This is a genomic window from Micromonospora sp. NPDC023737 (assembly GCF_040639715.1).
In the GTDB taxonomy this organism is placed as follows: domain Bacteria; phylum Actinomycetota; class Actinomycetes; order Mycobacteriales; family Micromonosporaceae; genus Micromonospora.
Genome location: NZ_JBFAAL010000002.1, coordinates 84,889 through 106,439 on the forward strand (window position 1 = coordinate 84,889; position 21,551 = coordinate 106,439).

The 21,551-nt window shown below is 73.7% G+C and carries 19 protein-coding genes; 12 read left to right on the forward strand and 7 right to left on the reverse strand.

Translation table 11 applies throughout. The features are described from left to right. Positions 1–91: 91 nt before the first annotated feature. Positions 92–319, forward strand: coding sequence for a heavy metal-associated domain-containing protein (locus AB0F98_RS05720; RefSeq protein WP_357729295.1), 228 nt, complete (start codon positions 92–94; stop codon positions 317–319). Beyond that, positions 312–1,238: a hypothetical protein gene (locus AB0F98_RS05725; protein ID WP_357729298.1), complete on the forward strand. Its 927-nt coding sequence runs from the start codon at positions 312–314 to the stop codon at positions 1,236–1,238. Before AB0F98_RS05720 ends, AB0F98_RS05725 begins: the two co-directional genes overlap by 8 nt. Before the next feature lie 115 nt (positions 1,239–1,353). Here the strand turns inward: AB0F98_RS05725 and AB0F98_RS05730 are convergent, their stop codons facing one another. From AB0F98_RS05730 to AB0F98_RS05740, 3 genes are all read right to left on the reverse strand, one after another. Continuing rightward, the gene (locus AB0F98_RS05730; protein ID WP_357729301.1) at positions 1,354–1,770 is read right to left on the reverse strand and encodes a helix-turn-helix domain-containing protein; all 417 of its coding nucleotides are present in this window, start codon (positions 1,768–1,770) and stop codon (positions 1,354–1,356) included. Positions 1,771–1,974: 204 nt separating this feature from the next. Then, on the reverse strand, positions 1,975–3,165 hold the full coding sequence (locus tag AB0F98_RS05735) for an SAM-dependent methyltransferase (RefSeq protein ID WP_357729304.1): 1,191 nt from the start codon (positions 3,163–3,165) through the stop codon (positions 1,975–1,977). A 204-nt stretch (positions 3,166–3,369) separates the two neighbouring features. Then, positions 3,370–5,025, reverse strand: a complete 1,656-nt coding sequence (locus tag AB0F98_RS05740) for a DEAD/DEAH box helicase (RefSeq protein WP_357729307.1) — start codon at positions 5,023–5,025, stop codon at positions 3,370–3,372. Between the two features lie 359 nt (positions 5,026–5,384). Between AB0F98_RS05740 and AB0F98_RS05745 the strand changes: the two genes are divergently transcribed. Continuing rightward, positions 5,385–6,038, forward strand: coding sequence for a ferritin-like fold-containing protein (locus tag AB0F98_RS05745; RefSeq protein WP_357729310.1), 654 nt, complete (start codon positions 5,385–5,387; stop codon positions 6,036–6,038). Positions 6,039–6,114: 76 nt separating this feature from the next. Here AB0F98_RS05745 and AB0F98_RS05750 read toward each other — a convergent pair whose 3' ends face one another. Both AB0F98_RS05750 and AB0F98_RS05755 read right to left on the reverse strand, forming a co-directional pair. Next, on the reverse strand, positions 6,115–6,342 hold the full coding sequence (locus tag AB0F98_RS05750) for a DUF3107 domain-containing protein (RefSeq protein ID WP_076466726.1): 228 nt from the start codon (positions 6,340–6,342) through the stop codon (positions 6,115–6,117). Between the two features lie 122 nt (positions 6,343–6,464). Next, entirely contained in the window at positions 6,465–7,103 is a 639-nt protein-coding gene (locus tag AB0F98_RS05755; RefSeq protein ID WP_355147824.1) for a TetR/AcrR family transcriptional regulator, read from the reverse strand. A gap of 147 nt (positions 7,104–7,250) precedes the next feature. Here AB0F98_RS05755 and AB0F98_RS05760 point away from each other — a divergent pair, with 147 nt between their 5' ends. From AB0F98_RS05760 to AB0F98_RS05785, 6 genes are all read left to right on the forward strand, one after another. Beyond that, the gene (locus AB0F98_RS05760; protein ID WP_357729314.1) at positions 7,251–10,352 is read left to right on the forward strand and encodes a hypothetical protein; all 3,102 of its coding nucleotides are present in this window, start codon (positions 7,251–7,253) and stop codon (positions 10,350–10,352) included. Positions 10,353–10,419: 67 nt separating this feature from the next. Then, complete coding sequence (locus AB0F98_RS05765) at positions 10,420–11,394, forward strand: alpha/beta hydrolase (protein WP_357729317.1); 975 nt, start codon at positions 10,420–10,422, stop codon at positions 11,392–11,394. 110 nt (positions 11,395–11,504) lie between these two features. After that, positions 11,505–12,380 (forward strand): DUF3152 domain-containing protein, encoded by an 876-nt coding sequence (locus AB0F98_RS05770; protein WP_357729320.1) that lies wholly within the window; start codon positions 11,505–11,507, stop codon positions 12,378–12,380. Positions 12,381–12,522: 142 nt separating this feature from the next. Next, positions 12,523–13,341: a DUF3152 domain-containing protein gene (locus AB0F98_RS05775; protein ID WP_357729323.1), complete on the forward strand. Its 819-nt coding sequence runs from the start codon at positions 12,523–12,525 to the stop codon at positions 13,339–13,341. Positions 13,342–13,514: 173 nt separating this feature from the next. Beyond that, positions 13,515–14,696, forward strand: a complete 1,182-nt coding sequence (gene moeZ / locus AB0F98_RS05780) for an adenylyltransferase/sulfurtransferase MoeZ (protein ID WP_357729327.1) — start codon at positions 13,515–13,517, stop codon at positions 14,694–14,696. Between the two features lie 91 nt (positions 14,697–14,787). Then, positions 14,788–15,663 carry a squalene--hopene cyclase gene (locus tag AB0F98_RS05785; RefSeq protein WP_357729329.1) on the forward strand — a complete coding sequence of 292 codons (876 nt, stop codon included), beginning with the start codon at positions 14,788–14,790 and terminating at the stop codon, positions 15,661–15,663. A gap of 53 nt (positions 15,664–15,716) precedes the next feature. Here AB0F98_RS05785 and AB0F98_RS05790 read toward each other — a convergent pair whose 3' ends face one another. Further along, the gene (locus tag AB0F98_RS05790; protein ID WP_357729332.1) at positions 15,717–16,961 is read right to left on the reverse strand and encodes a glutamate-5-semialdehyde dehydrogenase; all 1,245 of its coding nucleotides are present in this window, start codon (positions 16,959–16,961) and stop codon (positions 15,717–15,719) included. 74 nt (positions 16,962–17,035) lie between these two features. After that, complete coding sequence (gene proB, locus AB0F98_RS05795) at positions 17,036–18,145, reverse strand: glutamate 5-kinase (RefSeq protein ID WP_357729335.1); 1,110 nt, start codon at positions 18,143–18,145, stop codon at positions 17,036–17,038. A gap of 62 nt (positions 18,146–18,207) precedes the next feature. Between proB and AB0F98_RS05800 the strand changes: the two genes are divergently transcribed. The 3 genes from AB0F98_RS05800 to AB0F98_RS05810 are packed head-to-tail and all read left to right on the forward strand — an operon-like array spanning position 18,208 to position 21,489. Continuing rightward, positions 18,208–18,537 carry an MGMT family protein gene (locus AB0F98_RS05800; protein WP_357729338.1) on the forward strand — a complete coding sequence of 110 codons (330 nt, stop codon included), beginning with the start codon at positions 18,208–18,210 and terminating at the stop codon, positions 18,535–18,537. 52 nt (positions 18,538–18,589) lie between these two features. After that, entirely contained in the window at positions 18,590–20,008 is a 1,419-nt protein-coding gene (locus tag AB0F98_RS05805; RefSeq protein ID WP_357729341.1) for an MFS transporter, read from the forward strand. After that, entirely contained in the window at positions 20,005–21,489 is a 1,485-nt protein-coding gene (locus AB0F98_RS05810; protein WP_357729344.1) for an aminotransferase class V-fold PLP-dependent enzyme, read from the forward strand. The genes AB0F98_RS05805 and AB0F98_RS05810 overlap by 4 nt, the downstream gene beginning before the upstream one ends. Positions 21,490–21,551: the final 62 nt, after the last annotated feature.

Here is a 21,551-nt window from a genome sequence, read left to right on the forward strand (position 1 = left end):
AGAAAGTTCCCGCGGGTGCGAAGTTGGGACGGTTGCCACGCCATCGGAACACCGGCTGGTCCGGCTCCTGGGCAGCGGTACCGTGGGCGCCATGGATCAGCAGGCTGTCACGCGTACGTATGCCGTCACCGGCATGACCTGCGAGCACTGCGTCCGGGCGGTCACCGACGAGCTCGCGGCGCTGCCCGGGGTCCGTGAGGTCCGGGTCGATCTGGCTACCGGCACCGCCACCGTCAGCAGCGCCGAGCTCCTGCCCGACGAGATGGTCCGGGCGGCCGTCGACGAGGCCGGCTACGAGTTGGGCTCCGGCGTTGCCTGACCAGGTCTCCGCGGCGCCCGACCGCGGCACTCTCCGGCTCGCGCTGTCGGTCGGCGGGCTGGTGCTCGCAGTCCTGCTCGGCTTCGGTCTGGGCCGGCTCAACTCCGGCAGCGCCCCCACCGCGGTCGGCCTGGAGACCGCCGACCACACGCACCCGCCGGGCACCGCCCCGCACGACCACGGCAGTGTCTCCGGGACCGGTCAGGGCGCGGAGGGTGAGGCCGGTGGCCTGGCGGTCAGCGCGGGCGGGTACACGTTCGCCCCGCTCGTCACCGGGTTCACTCCCGGGCGGGAGGCGCAGTTCCGGTTCCAGATCCGCGACGCGCAGCGCAAACCCGTCACCCGGTTCGCGATCGTGCACGACAAGCCGATGCACCTCATCGTGGTGCGCCGTGACCTCAGCGGGTTCCAACACCTGCACCCGACCATGGCGGCGGACGGCACCTGGTCCGTGCCGCTCACCCTGCCTCAGCCGGGCACCTGGCGGGCGTACGCCGACTTCACCGCCGTGGCCGACAACGGCGCACAGACGGCGGTGACGCTCGGAGTCGACCTGGCCGTGGCCGGCGGCTACGAACCGCGCCCGCTGCCGGCCGCCGCCACCTCGACGACGGTCGGCGGGTTCACCATCGACTACCAGGGCACGCCGCAGGTGGGCGCCACCGTGCCGTTGACGTTCCGGGTCGCCGCCGACGGCACCACCGCCACGTTGGAGCGCTACCTCGGCGCGTACGGCCACCTGGTGGCGCTGCGCGAGGGGGACCTCGGCTACCTGCACGTGCATCCCGAACCGCAGCTGGTCGACGGGACGGTACGGTTCTGGCTGACCACGCCCGGCCCGGGCCGGTACCGGCTCTACCTGGACTTCCAGGTGGCGGGTGTGGTGCGTACCGCGGAGTTCACCGTCGTGGTCCCGTGACGGGTGCCCGTGCGGGCGGTGCCGGTGCGGGTCGCGAGGGGCGGCTCGGCACGATGTCGCGGCGGCGTCTCGGGGCCGGCGTCGTGAGTCGGCCCGCTGTCGCCCCGGCGGGTGGTCAGCCGGCCCGGCGGATCGGGCGGCGCGCGAGGTAGCGCAGCAGGTCCCGGATGTGGTGCTTCTCCTCCAGTGGCACGGCCGGGTCGGCGAGCCGGTCCAGGATCACGCGGACGTCCGCCTCGACCGGGCCTTCGTCGCCGCGGCGACGCGGGGTCGGGTTGGCGTCGGGCAAGCCGAGGGCGCGGAAGGCCGCGGCGACCGGAAGGTCCAGCGCGGCGCAGAAGCCGCGGACCTTGGCCAGCTCGGGGTAGTCCTGCCAGTCGCCGGCGAGCCAGCGGAAGACGGTGGAGCGGCCGACGCCGGTGTGGGTGGCCAGCTCGGTGACCGTCCAGCCCCGTTCGTCGCGAGCGTCATCGATGGCCCGTCGCACGAAGCGTGCGAAGGCCATCTGCGGTGAAACCTCTGCGGAACGCATCCCTGCGGGTCTTCCCTCTCGAGGCGGAACACCGGATGTCGCATCCGAGAGTAGTACCGGAGGAGCCCGAAACGATTGACTGACCGCACAAAAGGTCTCGTCGACGGGACCTTTTGTGCGACGCATCCGGACGAAAGCGGACAGAGGTAGTGATCGTTGTCATCCGATGTCCCGAGATCGACAGCCGTTCCCCGCCGGTGCCGGCTAGCGAGGGCCGGACTGAGCGGGCGTGAGCGACGTCTCCGGACCCTCCGCAATGGCCAGAAGGGTCTCCAGCCGCGGGGCGACCTGCCACTGGTCGACGAGCTCCCGGTAGTCCCGGCGCTGCTCGTCGGTCGGCACGGCCCCGGTACGGCGGGCGCGGATGAGCAGGTTCCGCGGGGTGTGCCGGGAATCGACGAACTCCACCACCTCGGCGCGGTAGCCGTGCAGCCGGAGCAGACCGGCTCGCAGCGCGTCGGTGAGCACGTCCGCGAACCGTTCACGCAGGATGCCCTGCCGCGTCAACAGCTCGTACGGGGTCGGAGCCGGTCGAGCCCGCAACTGCGCGGCGACGTCGTGGTGGCAGCACGGCGCGGCGAGCACCCAGCGGGCGTCCCAGCGCACCGCCCGGGCCAGCGCCTCGTCGGTGGCGGTGTCGCAGGCGTGCAGGGCGAGTACCAGGTCCGGCGCCGGCTCGACCACCGCGTCGGCGATCGTGCCGGCCACGAAGCGGACCCGGTCGCCCCAGCCCAGCCGGTCGGCCAGCTCGGTGTTCCGGCGTCGCTGGTCCTCCCGGACGTCGACCCCGACCAGCTCCACGTCCAGCCCGCGCCCCGACAGGTACCGGTACGCGGCGAACGTCAGGTACGCGTTGCCGCAGCCGAGGTCCACCACGCGTAGCGGACCGCTCAGCCCCTCCGGCAGGGTCGCCGCGAGCGCCCGGAGGAAGGCGTCGACCTGGCGACGCTTCGCGGCGGAGCCACCGATCTCGGCGAAGATCGGGTCGCCCGGGTCGAGCAGGTACTCCTTCTCTCGGTCGTTGCCGGCGGGCGTACCGGTCGGCCGGGTCACCTTCGCCCGGTGCACCTGGGCATCCCCGGACTTGGTCACCCGCAGCTGCAGCGTCATGTCCGTGGTTTCCACGTGCCAGTTGCCGAACGGCTCGGCGAGCAACGCGTCGACCGCGTCGGCCGCGTCCCGGCCCGGGGCGACGTTGCGGGTGAACGGGCGGGCGCCGTCAGAGGTGGCGATCTGTAGGCGCGGACCTGCCTTGAGCGTCACCGGGCGCAGCTCCGCCCGGACGACCGAGGGGCGCAGTCCACGGCGTCGCCCGGCGGCGACGGCGCGGGTCAGCGCGGGGTCGAGCAGCAGCGCCCGCACCTCGCCCAACGCCCCATCCAACGATTCACCCATCCCTCAATCCTCTCCCCGTCCTCACCCTCACCCCCACCCCCCCCGCTCCCGCAGGGGCCTCTTTCACGGAAAGAGTGGCTTTCCGTGCCGGAAAGCCACTCTTTCCGTGAAAGCGTGCCCGGGGAACCTCGGCGGAGGTGAGGGGTGGAGGAGACAGGACGTCCCCCGGCCCGGTGGGCGGGGGACGTCCTGGTGCGTCATGCGTCAGTCGGCGGTGGTCGCCTCGGCGGGGGCGGCTTCCGCGGCGCTGCCACCGGGGCGTCGACGCCGACGACGGCGTGGCTTCGGTGCCGAAGCCTCGCCCTCTGCGGCAGACGTGGCCGGCTCGGCGCTACCGCTGTTGGTGACCACCGCGGTCGGCTCGCCCTCCGTGAGCACCTCGCCCGCCCGGCGGCGACGCCGGCGGCGCGGGGTCTTGCCGCCTTCGTCGCCGTTGCCCTCGACGGCCGCGGCCGTGTCCGGCGCCGACGACTCGCTGCGGCCACCGCGGCGACCACCGCTGCGGCGACCGCGGCCGCCACCGTCACCGCGACGCGAGCGGCTACCGCCGAGGTCCTCCTCGACCTCGGCCGAGAGCCCGGCCCGGGTCCGCTCGGCGGTCGGCAGCGTGCCGCTCACCTCCGGGGAGATGTGCAGGTCGGTGTAGAGGTGCGGCGACGTGTGGTACGTCTCCGGCGGCTCCGGCATGTCGAGCCCGAGCGTCTTGTCGATGATCCGCCAGCGCGGCATGTCGTCCCAGTCGACGAAGGTCACCGCGACACCGCTGGCTCCGGCCCGGCCGGTACGACCGATCCGGTGGGTGTACGTGTCCTGGTCCTCCGGGCAGTCGTAGTTGATGACATGCGTGACGCCGCTGACGTCGATGCCCCGGGCGGCCACGTCGGTGGCGACCAGAGTGTCGATCTTGCCGGCGCGGAACGCCCGCAGGGCCCGCTCACGGGCGCCCTGCCCGAGGTCGCCGTGCACGGCGGCCACCGCGAAGCCGCGGAAGTCGAGGTCCTCTGCGACCCGGTCGGCGGCCCGCTTGGTACGCGTGAAGATCATCGTGAGCCCGCGCCCCTCCGCCTGAAGGATCCGCGCCACGATCTCGACCTTGTTGAGCGAGTGGGTGCGGTAGACCAGCTGCTCGGTCTGCGGCGACGGCCCGGTCTCGGCGGTGTGCCCGGCGTGGATGGTCACGGGGTGGCGAAGGAAGCGCCGGGAGAGCGTGACGATCGGATCCGGCATGGTGGCCGAGAAGAGCATGGTCTGCCGGTCGTCGGGGAGCATCGCCAGGATCTTCTCGACGTCGTCGAGGAAGCCGAGGTCGAGCATCCGGTCGGCCTCGTCGAGCACCAGTGCGCGTACCCGGTCCAGTCGCAGCTGCTTCTGCTTGGCCAGGTCGAGCAGGCGGCCCGGCGTGCCGACGAGGATCTCGACGCCCTTGCGCAGCGCCTCGACCTGCGGCTCGTACGCCACGCCGCCGTAGATCGGCAGGACCCGGACGCCCCGGGTGCTGCCCGCGGTGGCGAGGTCCTTGGCGACCTGGAGACCCAGCTCGCGGGTGGGGACGACGACCAGCGCCTGCGGCGTGCCGTCGCCGCCCTCGGCCGGTGCGAAGACCCGCTCGAGCAGCGGGACGCCGAAGCCGAGGGTCTTGCCGGTGCCGGTGGGCGCCTGGCCGATCAGGTCGGTGCCGCGCATCGCGATCGGCAGCGCGTACTGCTGAATGGCGAAGGCGTGGGTGATGCCGGCTCCGGCCAGCGCGTCGACGGTCTCCTGACGCGCGCCCAGCTCGGCGAAGGTCGGTGCTTCCGGTCGTGCCGGTGTGGTGGGGGCCGGAATTTGGCCCCCGGTGTTGTCCTGCGTCAATTCGCTCATCTGGATGTGGGGGTGCCCTCTCGTGGGTGCGCCCCGTCATCTCCGCAGGGCGCGTTCGGTCTGGCGCGGGCCACACGGTCGGGGGCATTTCGCCGAGCCGGACCGGGCCGCACGCGCGCCGGGGGGCCTGATTCAGATCAGATCGGCGCCCGCGGCAACTGTTCCATACTACCTGAACCGGCAGGGTGGCGTCCTGATTCCGGTTCGGGGGTGATCCACCGGGTGGGTGATCTGTGTTGTAGATCACACACGGTGGTCCGTCGTGCGTCCACATTCCGGGCGGGTCGGTGCCGCCGAGGGCGCCCGCGTCGCGCCGTCACGGGGCCCCGCACTCGTGCCCCGAGCGGTAACCTGCGCTCGTGTCCGCCCCGACCACGCCCGGTTCCGCCGTCGCCGACCTGCTCGGCCTGGTCGCCCTCGGCGAGCTGCTCGCCTTCGAGCGGATGGCCGGCGACGCCCGGCTCGCTCCCGACCTGCGTCGCCGGGCCGCGTTGGGTGAGATGGCCGCCGCGGAGATCGGCAACTACCGCCGCCTCGCCGACCGGCTCACGGCGCTGGGCGTGGCACCGCAGGAGGCGATGGCGCCGTACGTGGCGGCGTTGCAGGCGTACCACGATTCGACCGAGCCGCGGGACTGGGCGGAGGCGGTGACCAAGGCGTACGTCGGCGACGCGATCACCGACGACTTCATCCGGCAGATCGCCGCAGCGCTGGACGAGGCGGACCGGCAACTCGTGCTCGACGTGCTGCACGAGTCCCGATACGCCGAGTTCGCCGCCGCGGAGATCCGGATCGCGATCGACGCCGACCCGCGGGTGGCGCACCGGCTCTCGATGTGGGCCCGGCGGTTGGTAGGTGAGGCGCTCTCCCAGGCCAGCCGGGTCGCCGCCGCCGATCGAGGGGCGCTCACCACGCTGATCGCACAGGGAGAGCGGGTGGATGTCGAGGCGCTCTTCCGGCAGCTGACCGCCGCGCACACCGAGCGGATGACCGCCGCAGGTCTGAACAACTGAGCCCCGGGCCAGGACGGCCCGGGGCTCACGGTTCCGGTGTCCGCGACAGGCGAACCGCCACGGACGCCGCGTGCGCCTATCGGACGGTGAACCCGACCGCTCGGGGGGACGCCTCGGCGATCTCGACGTAGGCGACCTTGTCGACCGGCACGATCACGCGCCGGCCCTTCTCGTCGGTCAGGGACAGCGTGCCGGAGTTCTTGGCGATGGCGTCGGTCACGATCTGCTCGATCTCGGCCGGCGCCTGCGCGCTCTCCAGAACCAGCTCGCGCGGCGCGTACTGCACGCCGATCTTGACCTCCACACGTGCCTCCTCAACTGGGGCGAAAGAGCCGCCGTGGGAAGGCTATCCGATCTCGGCCGTGACGGTCAGGCTGACTCACCTTGCCGGGCGACGCCGGATGGATCCGCACGCTCCAGGACCGCTCAGGCCGACTCGTCCTTGAGCGGGAAGCTGGCGATGCCCCGCCAGGAGAGGGCGGCCACCAACGCCTCGGCCTCCGCCTTCGGCACCTGCCGCCCGCCGGCCAGCCAGAACTGCGCCGCGGTCTCGGCAGCGCCGACCAGGCCGGACGCGAGCAGTTCGGCGTGCGCACGGCTCACCCCGGTGTCGGAGATGATCGTGTCGGTGATCGCCGCGATGCAGCCCTGCTCGACCCGCTCGACGCGCTGCCGCACAGCCGGGTCGTTACGCAGGTCCGACTCGAAGACCAGCCGGAACGCCTCGCTCTCGTGGTCGACGAAGTCGAAGTACGCGCGTACGGAGGCGCCTACCCGCTCCTTGTTGTCGTCGGTGCCCCGCATCGCCTCCTGCACCTTGGCGACGATCGCGTCGCAGTGCGTGTCGAGCAGCGCCAGGTAGAGCTCCATCTTGCCGGGGAAGTGCTGGTAGAGCACCGGCTTGGAGACCCCTGCGCGCTCGGCGATGTCGTCCATCGCGGCGGCGTGGTAGCCCTGGGCGACGAACACCTCCTGGGCGGCGGCGAGCAGCTGCTTACGACGCGCGGAGCGCGGCAGCCGGGTGGGCCGGCCAGCGGTCTGCGCACCGTTCCCCACAGCGGTCATGGGAACCTCCGAGTTTCTTCGTACGAGCCGGCAGCATTACCCGAACCGGTCGGGCTCGATCGCCCGTCGCGGAATTGGCCCGCCGCTGTAACTTATCGCCACTGTCACCACACGGTAGCCTCAGCGGGGGCGACCAAGGAGCGCGCGGTGAGTGAAGCAGGGCAACCCGGTGCCGCCACCCCGGGAGAGCACGGTGACGGGACGGGCCAGCAGGACGATCCTTCCCGCTCCGCCGGCGGATGGGCGCCCCCGGCGGCAGCCTGGCACCCCGCCGACGATCCCGGCCCGTCCGGCGAACCGGCGGCACGCTGGGCGCCCGACCCGTCCTCCGGCTGGGCCACCTCCTCGCCCCGGCACGGTGATCTGCCGGCGCCGGTGGCCGGTCTGTCCGCTGACGCCGAGCGCCCGAGCCGAGTGAACGGGCACCACGCCAACGGGGTGACCTACGCGGCCGACGAGGCGTCCCTGGGCCGGCCCGCTCCGGTCAGCGCCCCACCCGGCGACGGCGCCGACGAACGACGCGATCCCGGCAGCGAGCGTCTGGTGGTGCCCGCCCAGCGACCCGCCCCACCGGTGGAGCAGACGTACGGCCCGACCGAGCCGGAGCCGGGCCCGGCACGGCACGTGTCCGAGGAGCCGCCGGGCACCCGGCCACGCTGGCCCGAGTCGGGGTTGCCGACGTCGGCACCGCCCGCCGTCCAGATCCCGCCGGTCGGCACGGCCCCGTCGGGGTTCGAGGTGCCACCGGGCTTCCAGGCGCCCACCGCCGCCCCGTCCGCGGTCGAGGGCCAGCCCCCGGCCGAGCCGCACGGCTGGCCCGAGGCGTATCCGCCGGCCGGTGAACAGGGCCCGGCGCAGTCGTGGGCGCCCACCGAGTCGCCGGCCGGCGAACCCGACTGGTCCGGTCCGAGTTGGAACCGGCCGAGCTGGGGTTCGGCCTGGGCCCCGGCGTGGTCGGGGTCCGGCGAGGAACAGACCCGCCAGCGGCGGGAGAGCGACGAGGTCCCCGGCCACCGGGCCGGAGAGGCGGCCGTGCCGTCGGGACGTCGGTCGGTTGACGCCGGCGAGCCGGCCGGCCGCCGCCCGCACGAGGCCGATCCGCCCACCGGGCAGGATCGCGGGGCCGACGAGCCGGCTCCGCAGCAGGGCCGCGAGGCCGACGAGCCGGCCGGACGCCGGACCCGCGACGCCGAAGACCTGTCCGGGCGCCGGGCACGCGAGGAGAGCCGGCCGGCCTGGGCGGGCGACCCACATCAGCCGTACGAGCCGGTCCGGGCGGAGCCGAGCCGCCCGTACGACCCGGTCCGCGCCGAGCCGGTGCGGCCCTACGAGATGGCCCCCGCCGAGTCCGAGCCGAGCCCGCCGCCGGTGGGCCGTCCGGCCTGGGCCGCCGAGCGGCCGCTGCCCGGGTCTGAGCCGTCCGGTCCCGTGGCGGCCTCCGAGCGCCCGGCCTGGGCCGTGCGGCATACCCCGCTCGCGCCGGCCGAGGCGTCGTCCGAGCCGAGCCCGCCGCCGGTGGACCGGCCGGCCTGGGCCGCCGAGCGGCCGTCGCCCGGGTCTGAGCCGTCCGGTCCCGTGGCGGCCTCGGAGCGCCCGGCCTGGGACGCCGGGCCCGAGCAGACCAGCGTGCCGCCGGTGGGCTCCGCCGGCACCCCGGCCGGGCCGGCCGGCGTCGGCGGACGGCCCTCCTGGGCCGGCGGATCGGGGGCGTCCCCGGCCGAGCGGCCGTCCTGGGCGGGCAGCCGCCCGACGGCCGTGCCACCGGTGGTACGCGAAGTGAATCCGGCCGACCGCCCGGAGCCGACGCCGCGCCGCGCCGCCGAGGCCTTCCGTCGCCGCCCGGCCGGTGTGGATGCGGCGAACCGGACGGCGTCGGAGGCAGCAACCCCAGCCACGACCCCCGGCCACCACGACCCTGGCCCGGCGTCGGGCGTGACCCGTCAACCAGAGACCCGGACGGGTCCCGCGCCGGCCTCCGCCACGACCGGAGCCGATCGCCACGACCACACCCCCGCCGCGCCCGCCTCGGCGAGCGCGCCTGGATACGCGGCCCGTCGATCCGCGCCCGAGCCGGCACCCACGGCCGACCAGTCCGTCGGCCACCAGCCGGACCCGGCGTCGGCGGTGCTGCCGCAGCGCGTCCCAGCCGAGCCGGACGTGCCCGTCGTGCCGGAGCCGCCAGCCGTGGAGCCACCCGCCGAAACGCCGCAACTCGCTCGCATCGCCACCCACCTGCGTCGTGACGACGAGCCCGCGCCGCCGCAGGAGCGGCCCGAGGGATTCGACGTCAATGCGATCCTCGGCGCGGTACGGGAGGTCGCGGGCGTCCGTGACGCGTCGCTGCGGCGTACCCCGGCGGGTGCGCACAGCCTCCGCCTCGACCTGGCCGACGGCGCCGACCCGGCCGACGTGAGCCGGCAGGTCGCCCGCCTGCTGCAGGAGCGGATGGGGCTCGCCGCCGCCCCGCAGAACCTGCCCGGTCCGCCGGCCGCGCCCCCGGCGCCGGTTCGCCGACGCAACGCCGGACGCGCCCCGGAGACTGCTCGTCCTGCCGGTGCGGCACGTGCCCCGGAGGCCGCCCGGTCGGCCGAGGTCGCTCGGGAGGTCCGCGAGGGCGGGCCCGGCGAGATCGAGGGGCGGGCGGCCGGACGCGTTCCGCGTACCGAGCCGGAACCGCTGCGCCGGCGCCGTCCGGCCGCTCCACAGCGCGGTCGCGCGACGGTGGACGAGGCAGCGTCCGGCGCGGCCACCGTGAGTCCGGTTAACCTCGGCGCCACGTACTCCGGGGGGCAGCTGACGACCACGGAGAGCGCGCCGTCGCGACCGCTGGACACCGGCGGACGCCCCGGCCCCCGCGTGGTGATCGATCACGTCCAGGTGAGCACGTTCGGCCTCGACGCCAATGTGGAGGTACGTCTCATCGCCGCCGGCGAGACGGCCGCCGGCTACGCCACCGGCCCCGCCGTCGACGGTTACGTCCTGCGGCTCTGCGCGGTGGCGGCCGCGTCGGCCGTGGACGAGTTGCTTCGCCGCCCGGTCCACTCCGAGGGCGGGCGCTGTTTCGTCGAGCATGTCGCGGTCGTGCCGTTCGGCAACTGCGAGGTGGCCACCGTGGTGGTGCTGCTGGTCTGCGACGGCTGGGTCGAGCAACTGGCCGGGTCGGCGCTCGTCGCGGGTGACCCACGACAGGCGGTAGTGCGGGCCACCCTGGCCGCGGTGAACCGTCGGCTCGAGGCGCTGCTCACCTGACGCTCGCCGGGCCGCCCTTTCCCGGCGACGCGCTGCCGCCGATCGGTGGCGGGGGCAGACTGAGGCGGTGAAGCGCGCCACCCTCTGCCCGGAGCACCTGCTCCCGGAGCACGGGGTTCCGCCACCGTGGCCGGGCCGGGAGGTCCGGCTCGACGGCATGGTCAGCTACGTCCGGGATACCCCGGCCACCGCCCCGGGCGCGGAGCCGGCCCTCTACGTGCACGGCCTGGGCGGCTCGTCCCAGAACTGGACCGACCTGGCCGGCCTGCTCGCCGTCCGGCTGGCCGGCCAGGCGATCGACCTGCCCGGCTTCGGACGCAGCGAGCCCGGTCACCGTTACACGGTGCCCGCGTTCGCCGAGCGGCTGATCCGGTACATCGAGCATTCCGACCGGGGGGCCGTGCACCTCTTCGGAAACTCGCTCGGCGGGGCGGTCGCCGTGCAGGTCGCCGCGCTCCGTCCCGACCTGGTACGCACGCTGACCCTGATCTCACCGGCGCTGCCCTTCCTCAATTTCCGGCGCTCGTTGCAGGGTCGGTTGCTGCCGCTGCTCGCTCTGCCCCAGGCGGAGCGGATGGCGGCGCGGCGGCTGACCGAGCTGCCGCCGGAGGCGATGGTCGAGCGGTTGCTGGAGGCGTGTGTGGCCGACCTCAGCCGGATCTGCGAGCAACGCCGGCGGGAGGCGCTGGAGGAGGTCTGGCTGCGCTATCAGGCTGAGCACTACGCCGCCGTGTACGTCCGGACGTTCCGCGGGCTCGTCTCCAGCTTTCTGCGGTCGTACCTGCCCGGGCCGGGTTCGCTCTGGCGGCTGGCCCGGTCGGTGCGGGCGCCCACCCTGGTCGTGGGGGGCGGGCGTGACCGGCTGGTGGACGTCCGCGTCGCCCCGCAGGCGGCCCGGGTCATCCCGGACAGCCGGCTGCTGATGCTGGGCCGGGTGGGGCATGTGGCGCAGATCGAGGCACCCCGGCTGGTCGCCCGGGCGGTGCTGGGACTACTCACCGAAACGGAGGAGGGTGCAGAGCGTCACGATCTGGCACGCTGAGCCGGATGCCCAGCTCCGTGCCCCGCTCCGCCGACGACCCGATGGTCTCGGCCGGTCGGTGCCCGGCCGATTCGCCGGGGTCCGCGCCTCGCCCGGCCCATGGCGCAGTGGTGTCCGGTCCGCCGAGTGGCGCGAACCGTACCCGCGGGCGGGGTGTCGTCGCGGCGCAGCTCCGCGGCCGGCGGTTCCAGATGATCGCCCAGCTGTCGGTGGTGGTGCTCGCGATCGGGGCGGCGGTCACCGTGATCGTTAGGCACCAGGGTGTCGATTCCCGGCCGACATCGGCCGGCGCGGCGACGCTGCCGGTTGCCGGAGCGCCCCTGCCGTTGCTCGGTTCGTCTCCGGCGGCTCCGTCGCCGTCCACCTCGGCGTCTCCGGTGTTCCGGCTGCCGGGGCCCGTGCCCTCGGCCGGCACCGGCCGGTTCGGCTACGACAACCGCACCGGGCCGGTCCTGGGCGAGGCCGGCCGGGTACAGCGCTACCGGGTCGCGGTCGAGTCGGGGAGCGGGGAGGACTCGGGCGAGTTCGCCCGGGCGGTGCAGGTCGCGCTCACCGGTCCGGGCAGTTGGGTGGACAGTGGTCGGTTGCGGCTGCGGCAGGTGGTCGGCAGGGCGGACGTCGACTTCACCGTTTACCTGGCGACGGCACGCACGGCTGCCCGGATGTGCGCGCAGGGCGGGGTGGACATCCGGGTCGACGGGCGTCCGTACACGTCGTGCCGAGCGCCGGGCAAGGTCATCATCAACCTCGACCGGTGGCGGCTCTCGGTTCCGCACTTCGTCGCGGCGAAGGTGCCGTTGTCGGTCTACCGGCTGTATGTGATCAACCACGAGGTGGGGCACCAGCTGGGGAATCGCCATGAGCGCTGTCCCGGCAAGGGCAGGGCGGCGCCGGTGATGATGCAGCAGACCCTCGCCCTCAAGGGCTGCCTCGCCAACCCGTGGCCGTACCGCGATGGTCGCCGGTACGCCGGGCCGCCGCTCTGACGCCCGACGCTGGGGGCGATTGCGCATATTGTCCGGAAAGCCTATATTTTACGTATCTTATCTATTTGACCCGCTAGTAGATTCAGGGTGGCATTAGCCTTGAACGTCTCGTAATGGGCTATTGATCTGGCACCCTGAGGGCATGACCGCGTCCTCCTACCACCCGCCTGCTCCGTCTCGTCGGCCGGAGAACGCACGGCGCGCGGCGCTCCAGCGGATGTACCGCCGTCGCCGCCGCAGCATCCTGCTCGGGGTGGTGCTGCTCCTCGCGACCGCCGCCGGCGTCGCCGTGACCCGCGCCGGTACGCCACCGGCGTCCTCGCCGGTGGATGCGCTGCCCCAGAACGGCGGGGTCGGGGCGCACGAGGCGCCACGCGAGGTTCCGCACGTCGTGCCCTCGTACGGCGCAGGTCGGTTCGTCACCGCCACCGGTGGCACCCCGGTGCGGGGGGAGGACGGTCCGTTGCGCCGCTACCACGTCGCGGTGGAAGAAGGCAGCGGCCAGGACGCCGATGCGTTCGCGGCAAGCGTGGACGAGACACTCGCCGACCCGCGCAGTTGGATCGCCTCGGGCGAACTGCGGGTGCAGCGGGTGGCGGAAGCGGCGGAGGCCGACTTCACCGTCTACCTCGCCACCCCGGTCACCTCCGAGCAGATGTGCGCCGAGGGTGGGTTGAGCACCGAGGCGTACACCTCCTGCCGCCTGCCCGGGCAGGTCATCATCAACCTGGCCCGTTGGATGGAGGCGGTACCCGACTACGGCGCGCCGCTGTCTGTCTACCGGACGTACGTGATCAACCACGAGGTCGGGCACGAGTTCGGCGAGACGCACGAGTCCTGCCCCGAGCCGGGCAGTCCGGCTCCCGTGATGCAGCAGCAGACGTACGGGCTGGAAGGCTGCCTCGCCAACGCCTGGCCGTACCTCGACGGCGTCCGGTACGCGGGCGAGATCATTCCGTAGCCGACGTCCCCGGGTGGCGGAGCCCCGCAAACCGCCCATCGACGGCGGGGCTCGGTGATCGGCTGCGTTATTCCCCTCCCGAATGACGGGCGGCGTGTCCTCCCTCATGGCCGACCCGTCCGGTGCCGAGTGACAATGGCCGGGTTCGCACCGCCGATCCCGGGGAGTCCATCGTGTCGTTGCCCCCGCTCGTCGAGCCCGCCGCCGAGCTGACAGTTGACGAGATCCGCCGCTACTCGCGCCACCTGATCATCCCCGACGTCGGCGTCGAGGGGCAGAAGCGGTTGAAGAACGCCCGGGTGCTCTGCGTGGGCGCCGGCGGTCTGGGCTCACCGGCCCTCATGTACCTCGCCGCCGCCGGCGTCGGCACGCTGGGCATCATCGATTTCGACACCGTCGACGAATCCAACCTCCAACGCCAGATCATCCACGGCGTCTCCGACGTCGGCCGGTCGAAGGCCGAGTCGGCCGCGGCGAGCATCCGCGAGATCAACCCGCTGGTCAAGGTGGAGATCCACAACACCGCGCTCGACCGGGACAACGTCCGGGAGATCTTCTCCCAGTACGACCTGATCGTCGACGGCACCGACAACTTCGCCACCCGCTACATGGTCAACGACGCGGCGGTGCTGCTCGGCAAGCCGTACGTCTGGGGCTCGATCTACCGCTTCGACGGCCAGGCGTCGGTCTTCTGGGCCGAACACGGTCCCTGCTACCGCTGCCTCTACCCGGAGCCCCCGCCGCCCGGCATGGTGCCCTCCTGCGCGGAGGGCGGCGTGCTGGGCGTGCTCTGCGCCTCGATCGGCTCGATCCAGGTCAACGAGGCGATCAAACTGCTCGCCGGCATCGGTGAGCCGCTGGTCGGCGGCCTGATGGTCTACGACGCCCTGGAGATGTCGTACCGCAAGATCAAGGTCCGCAAGGATCCGAACTGCGTGCTCTGCGGCGAGAACCCGACCGTCACCGACCTGCTGGAGGACTACGAGGACTTCTGCGGCGCCGTGTCGGTGGAGGCCCAGGAGGCGGTGGTCGACTCGACCATCACCGCGCTGGAACTCAAGGAGTGGCAGGACGCCGGCAAGGACATCTTCCTGGTCGACGTCCGGGAGCCGGCCGAGTACGAGATCGTCCGCATCCCCGGCGCGACGCTGATCCCCAAGGGCGAGATCATCTCCGGCGAGGCGCTCTCGCGCCTCCCGCAGGACCGGCAGATCGTGCTGCACTGCAAGTCCGGTGTCCGCTCGGCCGAGGCGCTCGCCGCGCTCAAGGCCGCCGGATTCCGGGACGCGGTGCACGTCCAGGGCGGCGTGCTCTCCTGGATCAAGCAGATCGATCCGTCGCTGCCGGCGTACTGACCGACCGGGCGGGGTCGGGGCGGGCTGTGACCGCTCCGACCTCGGCCGATCCTCCGAGGCGCGATCGCGTTTACGCAGGTAGCGTGGCGCCGTGGTCGATTTGGATGCCGCCATCGGGTTCGTGGTGGCGCACGGGGACGCGGTGGAACGCGCCCGACTCTCCCGGCTGCGCACCGGAGTGCCGGTGCCGGTCGAGCTGATCGAGCGGGCCGAGTTCGGGCAGGCGGCGGACGGTGGCTGGCCGGCCACCCTCGACGGCCCGATCGGCTCGGTCGACGCCACCTGCTTCCGCCTCGCCGAGCTGGACGATCTGGGCGCGCTCGGTCGACCGGCGGCCCGGCACGCGCTGGACTGGCTCGCCACCCGGCAGTTGGCCGACGGTGGTTGGGAGGAGGACCCGGCGCTGGCCGACGTCGCGCCGGAGTGGGCCCGGCCCGGTGACCCGGAGGCCCGGCTCTACCTCACCGCCAACGCCGGATTCTGGCTGACCGTCGGCGGACTCGACGCCCGGTCCGCCGGCCCGCTCGATCACCGGGTCGGCGGGGCGTACGCCGGGGTGGTGCAGGCGGCCGCGCAGGCCGTCGCCGAGCGGCTCGGCCCCGACGGTAGTTGGCCGTCGTTCCTGCCGGCCGGCTGGCTGAGCGCCGCCGTGCTGCACCGACAGGGCATGTACGACGAGTCGGCCCGGATCCAGACGGTGCTGGCCGAGCGGATCCCGCAGATGTCCCCGGCGGACACCGCCTGGCTCGCCGCGACACTCCGCCGCGTCGAGATCGGCGAGGAGCAGTGGCTTCTCGTGTCCGCCCGGCGCCGGCTCGCCGAGACCCAACGCGGCGACGGCGGCTGGGACAGCGACGACGGTCACCAGTTCGACGTGCACACGACGCTGCGGGCGATCCGCGCCTGCATCACGCCGGCCACCGGTGCGGCGACCGCGACGACGGAGACGGCTGTCGCCGCGGAGTGAGCTCGGCGGCCGTCGCGCCCGTCGTTCCCGCCGGCTGCTCTCCTGCCCGACGATCAGCCGCGCAGGTGACCGTCGCCGGTCACCACGTACTTGGTGCTGGTCAGCTCCGGCAGTCCCATCGGGCCGCGGGCGTGCAGCTTCTGCGTGGAGATGCCGATCTCCGCGCCGAAGCCGAACTCGCCGCCGTCGGTGAACCGGGTGGAGGCGTTCACCATCACCGCCGCCGCGTCCACCCGAGCCACGAACTCGCGGGCCGCCGTGGTCGAGTCGGTGACGATCGCCTCGGTGTGCCCGGTGCCGTAGCGCCGGATGTGCGCGACCGCGGCGTCGAGGGTGTCGACGACGGCCACCGAGATGTCCGCGGCGAGGTACTCGGTGGCGAAGTCCTCCTCGGTCGCCGCCACCACGGCGGTCGAGTGCGCGGCGACCCGCTCGTCACCGTGCACGGTCACCCCCGCCTCGGCGAACGCGGCCAGCATCGGGGGCAGGAAGGTGTCGGCGACCGCCGCGTGCACGAGCAGCGACTCGGCCGTGTTGCAGGTGGAGAGACGCTGCGTCTTCGCGTTCAAGGTGATCGCCACGGCCTTCGACACGTCGGCGGCGGCGTCGACGTACACGTGGCAGTTGCCGACCCCGGTCTCGATCACCGGGACCGTCGACTCCTCGACCACGGTGCGGATCAGCGACGCGCCACCGCGCGGGATCAGCACGTCGACCAGGCCGCGGGCACGCATCAGCTCCTTCACCGAGTCGCGGGAGGCGGCGTCGAGCAACTGCACGGCGTCGGCCGGCAGCCCTGCTCCGGCGACGGCGTCACGCAGCACCGCGACCAGTGCCGCGTTGGAGTTGGCGGCGGAGGAGGAGCCACGCAGCAGCGCCGCGTTGCCCGACTTCAGGCAGATCCCGGCGGCGTCGACTGTCACGTTCGGGCGGGCCTCGTAGATGATCCCGACCACCCCGAACGGCACCCGGATCTGCCGCAGCTCCAAGCCGTTGGGCAGGGTCGAGCCGCGTACCACCTCGCCGACCGGGTCGGGCAGCGCGGCCATCTGCCGCAGCGCGTCGGCGATGCCGACCACGCGATCCTCGTCGAGGGCGAGCCGGTCGAGCACGGCCGCGCTCAGCCCGGCCTCCCGCCCCGCCGCCAGGTCCGCCTCGTTCGCGGCGAGGATCTCGGGCGTACGCGCCACCAGCGCGTCGGCCATCGCGTGCAGCGTGGCGTCCTTTGTCGTACGCGTCGCGACGGCCAACGCCTCCGCCGCCACCCGCGCCCGCCGGGCCTGCTCGGTCACGCTCATCCCACCACTCCGCTTCGCTCCGTGCCGTCCTGAGTCGATGTCGCCCTGAAACGATGATTCGCTCGCTGCCGAGTTCACAGCAGCACCAGGTCGTCGCGGTGTACGACCTCGCGTTCGTACGCCGGGCCGAGCGCCGCGGCGAGTTCCGGAGTGGAGCGACCCAGCAGCCCGGGCAGCTCCACGGCGTCGTAGTTGACCAGTCCCCGAGCCACCGGTGCCCCCTGGGAGTCCACCAGGTCCACCGGGTCTCCCGCGGTGAACGCCCCGTCGACGGCCGTGATGCCGGCCGGCAGCAGCGACTTGCGCCGCCCGACCACTGCGGCGACCGCACCCTCGTCCAGATGCAGCCGACCTCGGGGCGACGTCGCGTGCGCGAGCCAGAAAAGCCGTGCCGCGGGCCGCTGACGCCTCGGGTGGAAGAAGGTGCCGACCGCCTCGCCCGCCAGCGCCGGGGCGGCCAGCGGTGCGGCGGTGAGCACGACGGGGATGCCGAAGCCGGTGGCGATCCGGGCCGCCTCGACCTTCGTCACCATGCCGCCGGTGCCGACTCCGGCGCGGCCGGTGCCGCCGATCGTGACGCCCATCAGGTCCTCCTCGCTGCGCACCTCGCTGATCCGGGTGGAGTCGGGTCGGCTGGGGTCGCCGGTCCAGAGCGCGTCGACGTCGGAGAGCAGCACCAGCAGGTCGGCCTGGACGAGCGCGGCGACCAGGGCGGCCAGCCGATCGTTGTCGCCGAACCGGATCTCCTCGGTGGCCACCGTGTCGTTCTCGTTGACGATCGGCACCGCCCGCAGGTCGAGCAGCTTGCGCAGGGTCCGGTACGCGTTGCGGTAGTGCGCCCGGCGGGTGACGTCGTCGACGGTGAGCAGCACCTGCCCCACCGTCCGGTGGTGTCGGGCGAAGCCGGCCGCGTACCGGCCGATCAGGAGGCCCTGCCCGACGCTGGCCGCGGCCTGCTGGGTGGCCAGGTCGCGCGGGCGGCGGGACAGCCCCAGCGGGGCCAGACCGGCCGCGATCGCGCCGGACGAGACCAGCACGACCTCCCGGCCGTCGGCCGTGAGCGCCCCGAGGGCGTCGACGAGCGCGTCGACCCGCTCACCGGCCAGGCCGCCGGTCGCGGTGGTCAACGAGGAGGACCCGATCTTGACGACGACCCGCCGGGCCGCCGTTACCGCTTCACGCACAACGACCATTCTGCGTGGTCAAGGCGGCGGCGCCCCGCCGCGTTCCCATAGTGTGGCGCGCTGTGACACCTGACGAGTACGTCGAAGCGGTGCTGGATCTGGTCGAGCGGATCCCGCCGGGCCGGGTGATGTCGTACGGGGCGGTCGCCGATGCGCTCGCGGAGCGGTCCGGTCGAGCCTCGGCCCGGCTGGTGGGCAACATCATGGCTCGTCACGGCGGCGCGGTGCCCTGGCATCGGGTGGTCAACTCGGCGGGGCGACTGCCGCCGGGGCACGAGCGGGAGGCCCGGGCCCGGTTGCGTGCGGAGGGGACGCCACTGCGCGGCGCCGGGGTGGACATGACGGCCGCCAGCTGGTTCCCGGGTCCGGCCGACGCCGGCGAAGGCCCGTAGCGCCCGGAGAGTGGATGTGACCGGCGTCATAATGTGAGTAGCATTCGGCGCCATGGACGCGCCGCCGGCTGGTCCGGCCCCCGTCCCGGGCGGCCTGCCGCGCCGGGTGCACCTCGGCTACGCGCTCGGCTCGCTCGCCACCGGCGCCTTCGGCACCGTGCCCGGTCTGCTGCTGCTGCCGTACCTCACCGACACGCTCGGAGTGGCCGCCGGGCTGGCCGCGCTGCTGGTGCTCGTGCCGAAGGCGTGGGACGTGCTGGTGAACCCGGTGGCCGGTCGCATCTCCGACCGCACCGGGTCGCGCTGGGGTCCCCGCCGGCCCTACCTGCTCTTCGCCGGTCTCGCGCTCGCCCTGCTCTTCGCGGGCATCTTCGCCGCGCCGTTCGGGACGGGCCGCGCGGCCGGGGCGTACCTGGCGGTGGCCTTCCTCGCCACGGCCACCGCGTTCGCCTTCTTCCAGGTGCCGTACGTGGCGATGCCCGCCGAGCTGACCGAGGACTACGCCGAGCGCACCCGGCTGATGACCTGGCGAATCGCCGTGCTGGCCCTGGCCATCCTGGTCTCCGGGGCGGTCGCCCCGATCGTGGTGACGGCGGGTGGCGAAGGGCTCGCCGGGCACCGGTGGATGGGCCTCTTCGTCGCGGCGTTGATCGCGGTCGGCGCGGTCGGCGCGTTCGCCGGCACCCGGGCGACGCCGACCGGGCAGGTACGCGGGAGCGAGCCGACGCTCCGCGCCCAGCTGGCGGTCGCCGGCCGGAATCGCGCGTTCCGGGCACTGCTGGTCTGCTTCGTGGTCCAGTCCGCCGGCGTGGCCACCATCCTGGCCGGGGTCAACTACTTCGCCGACCAGATCCTGCGGGACCCGCGGACCGGGGCGACTCTGCTGTTCGCCTGCTTCGTCGGGCCGGCGCTGCTGGTGATGCCGCTCTGGACCCGGATCGGTGCCCGGGTCGGCAAACTCCGTGCCCTGGTCGCGGCGTCACTGCTGCTCGTCGTGGGCGTGGCGGTGCTGGCGGCCGCGCCACTGGTGCCGGCGGCCGCGGTCTACCCGGTGGTCGCCCTGGTCGGCGCCGGGTACGCGGGCCAGCAGGTCTTCGCGCTCGCGATGCTGCCCGACTGCATCAGCTGGGACGAGGCGCGCACCGGCCGGCGGCAGGCCGGTGTCTTCACCGGGGTCTGGACGGCGGGGGAGACCCTCGGGCTGGCGCTCGGACCGGGCATCTACGGGCTGGTGCTGCAACTCTCCGGCTACGTCTCCTCCGACACCGGAACGGCCGCGGCGCAGTCCGGCACCGCCCGCCTCGGCATCCTGCTCGGCTTCACCGTGATCCCCGCTCTTCTGGTCGCCGCACCGCTGATCCTCCTGCGCCATTACGACCTGCCCGCCGCGCCGGACAACGGCGCCGATCAGCCGGTCGTGGCGGGAACGAGAACCCACGAGCCACCCGGAAGGGGCGTCACCACCTCATGACCGACGAGCGGACCGACGGAAGCGCGCTGCCGGAGCACGGGCTCCCCGCCGAGCGGGTGCTCGACGAGATCCGCCTGCTGCGTGCACAGGATCGACCGACGCACGGTGGGCAGCTCTTCGCGTACGTCTACGACCCGGCCGTACCCGGCCTGGACGAGCTGGCCGCCACGGCACACGAGGCTGGCGCGCACGTCAACGGGCTCGACCCGACCGCGTTCCCGTCCCTGCTGGCCATGGAGAACGCCCTGGTCGGTGCGGCGGCCGGCCTGCTCGGCGGCGGACCCGGCAGCGCCGCGCCGGACGTGGTCGGCAGCGTCACCAGCGGCGGCACCGAGTCGCTGATCCTGGCGGTCAAGGCGGCCCGGGACGCCCACCCGGAGATCACCATGCCCCGGCTCGTGGTGCCGGCGAGCGGGCACGCGGCCTTCGCCAAGGCGGCCCACTACCTGCGGGTGGCGCTCGACGTGGTGCCGGTCGACCCGAAGACGCTGCGCCCCGATCCGGTCGAGACCGCCGCCGCCCTCGGTCCGGACACCGTGCTGGTGGCCTGCTCCGCCCCGTCGTACGCGCACGGCGTGATCGATCCGGTCACCGAGATCGCCGCAGCGGCCGCGGCGGCGGGGGTGCGTTGCCACGTGGACGCCTGCTTCGGCGGCTGGACCCTGCCGTACCTGCGTCGGCTCGGCGTGCCCGTGCCGCCGTTCGACTTCGGGGTGCCCGGGGTCACCTCGATCTCGGTCGACCTGCACAAGTACGCGTACGCGCCGAAGGGCGTATCCGTGCTGCTGCACCGTGATCCGGCGCTGCGTGCCCCGCAGTACTTCGCGTACGCCGACTGGCCCGGCTACACGATGATCAACCCGACGATCGCCTCGACACGTTCGGGTGGCCCGATCGCCGCGGCGTACGCCACCCTGCGACACCTGGGCGACGACGGCTACCTGCGGCTGGCGGCCACCACCCGGGACGCCGTGGCCGGGCTGGCCGACGCCGTGCGCGGCGTACCCGGACTGCGACTGATGGCCGAGCCGGAGTCCACTGTCGTCTGTTTCACCGCCACCGACCCGGACCTCGACCTGTTCGTGCTGGTCGACGAGCTGACCGCCCGGGGCTGGCACACCCAGCCGCAGCTGTCGTACGCCGGGCTGCCGGCCAGCGTGCATCTCACGGTGACCGCCGCGGTGGCCCCCCGGGTGGGCGAGTTCGGCCCGGCGCTGGCCGAGGCGGCGAAGGCCGGCCGGGCGGCCGGTCCCGTCGTGCTGCCCGAGGAACTGCTCACCCTCGCCGGCACGCTCACCCCGGACCTGCTCACCCCCGAACTGGTCGAAGGGCTCGCCGCCGGTCTGGGGCTGGGTGGCCCGACCGCCACCCCTCCCGATCGGATGGCGGTGGTGAACACCCTGCTCGACGCCGCTGCGCCCGCGCTGCGGGAGCGGCTGCTGGTGGAGTTCGTGGGCTTGCTGCAGCGCCCGAGCTGGTGAACCGGGTCGGCGTCGACGACCCCGATCCACAGGGCGGCCCGGGGTTCTCCCGGGCCGCCGCG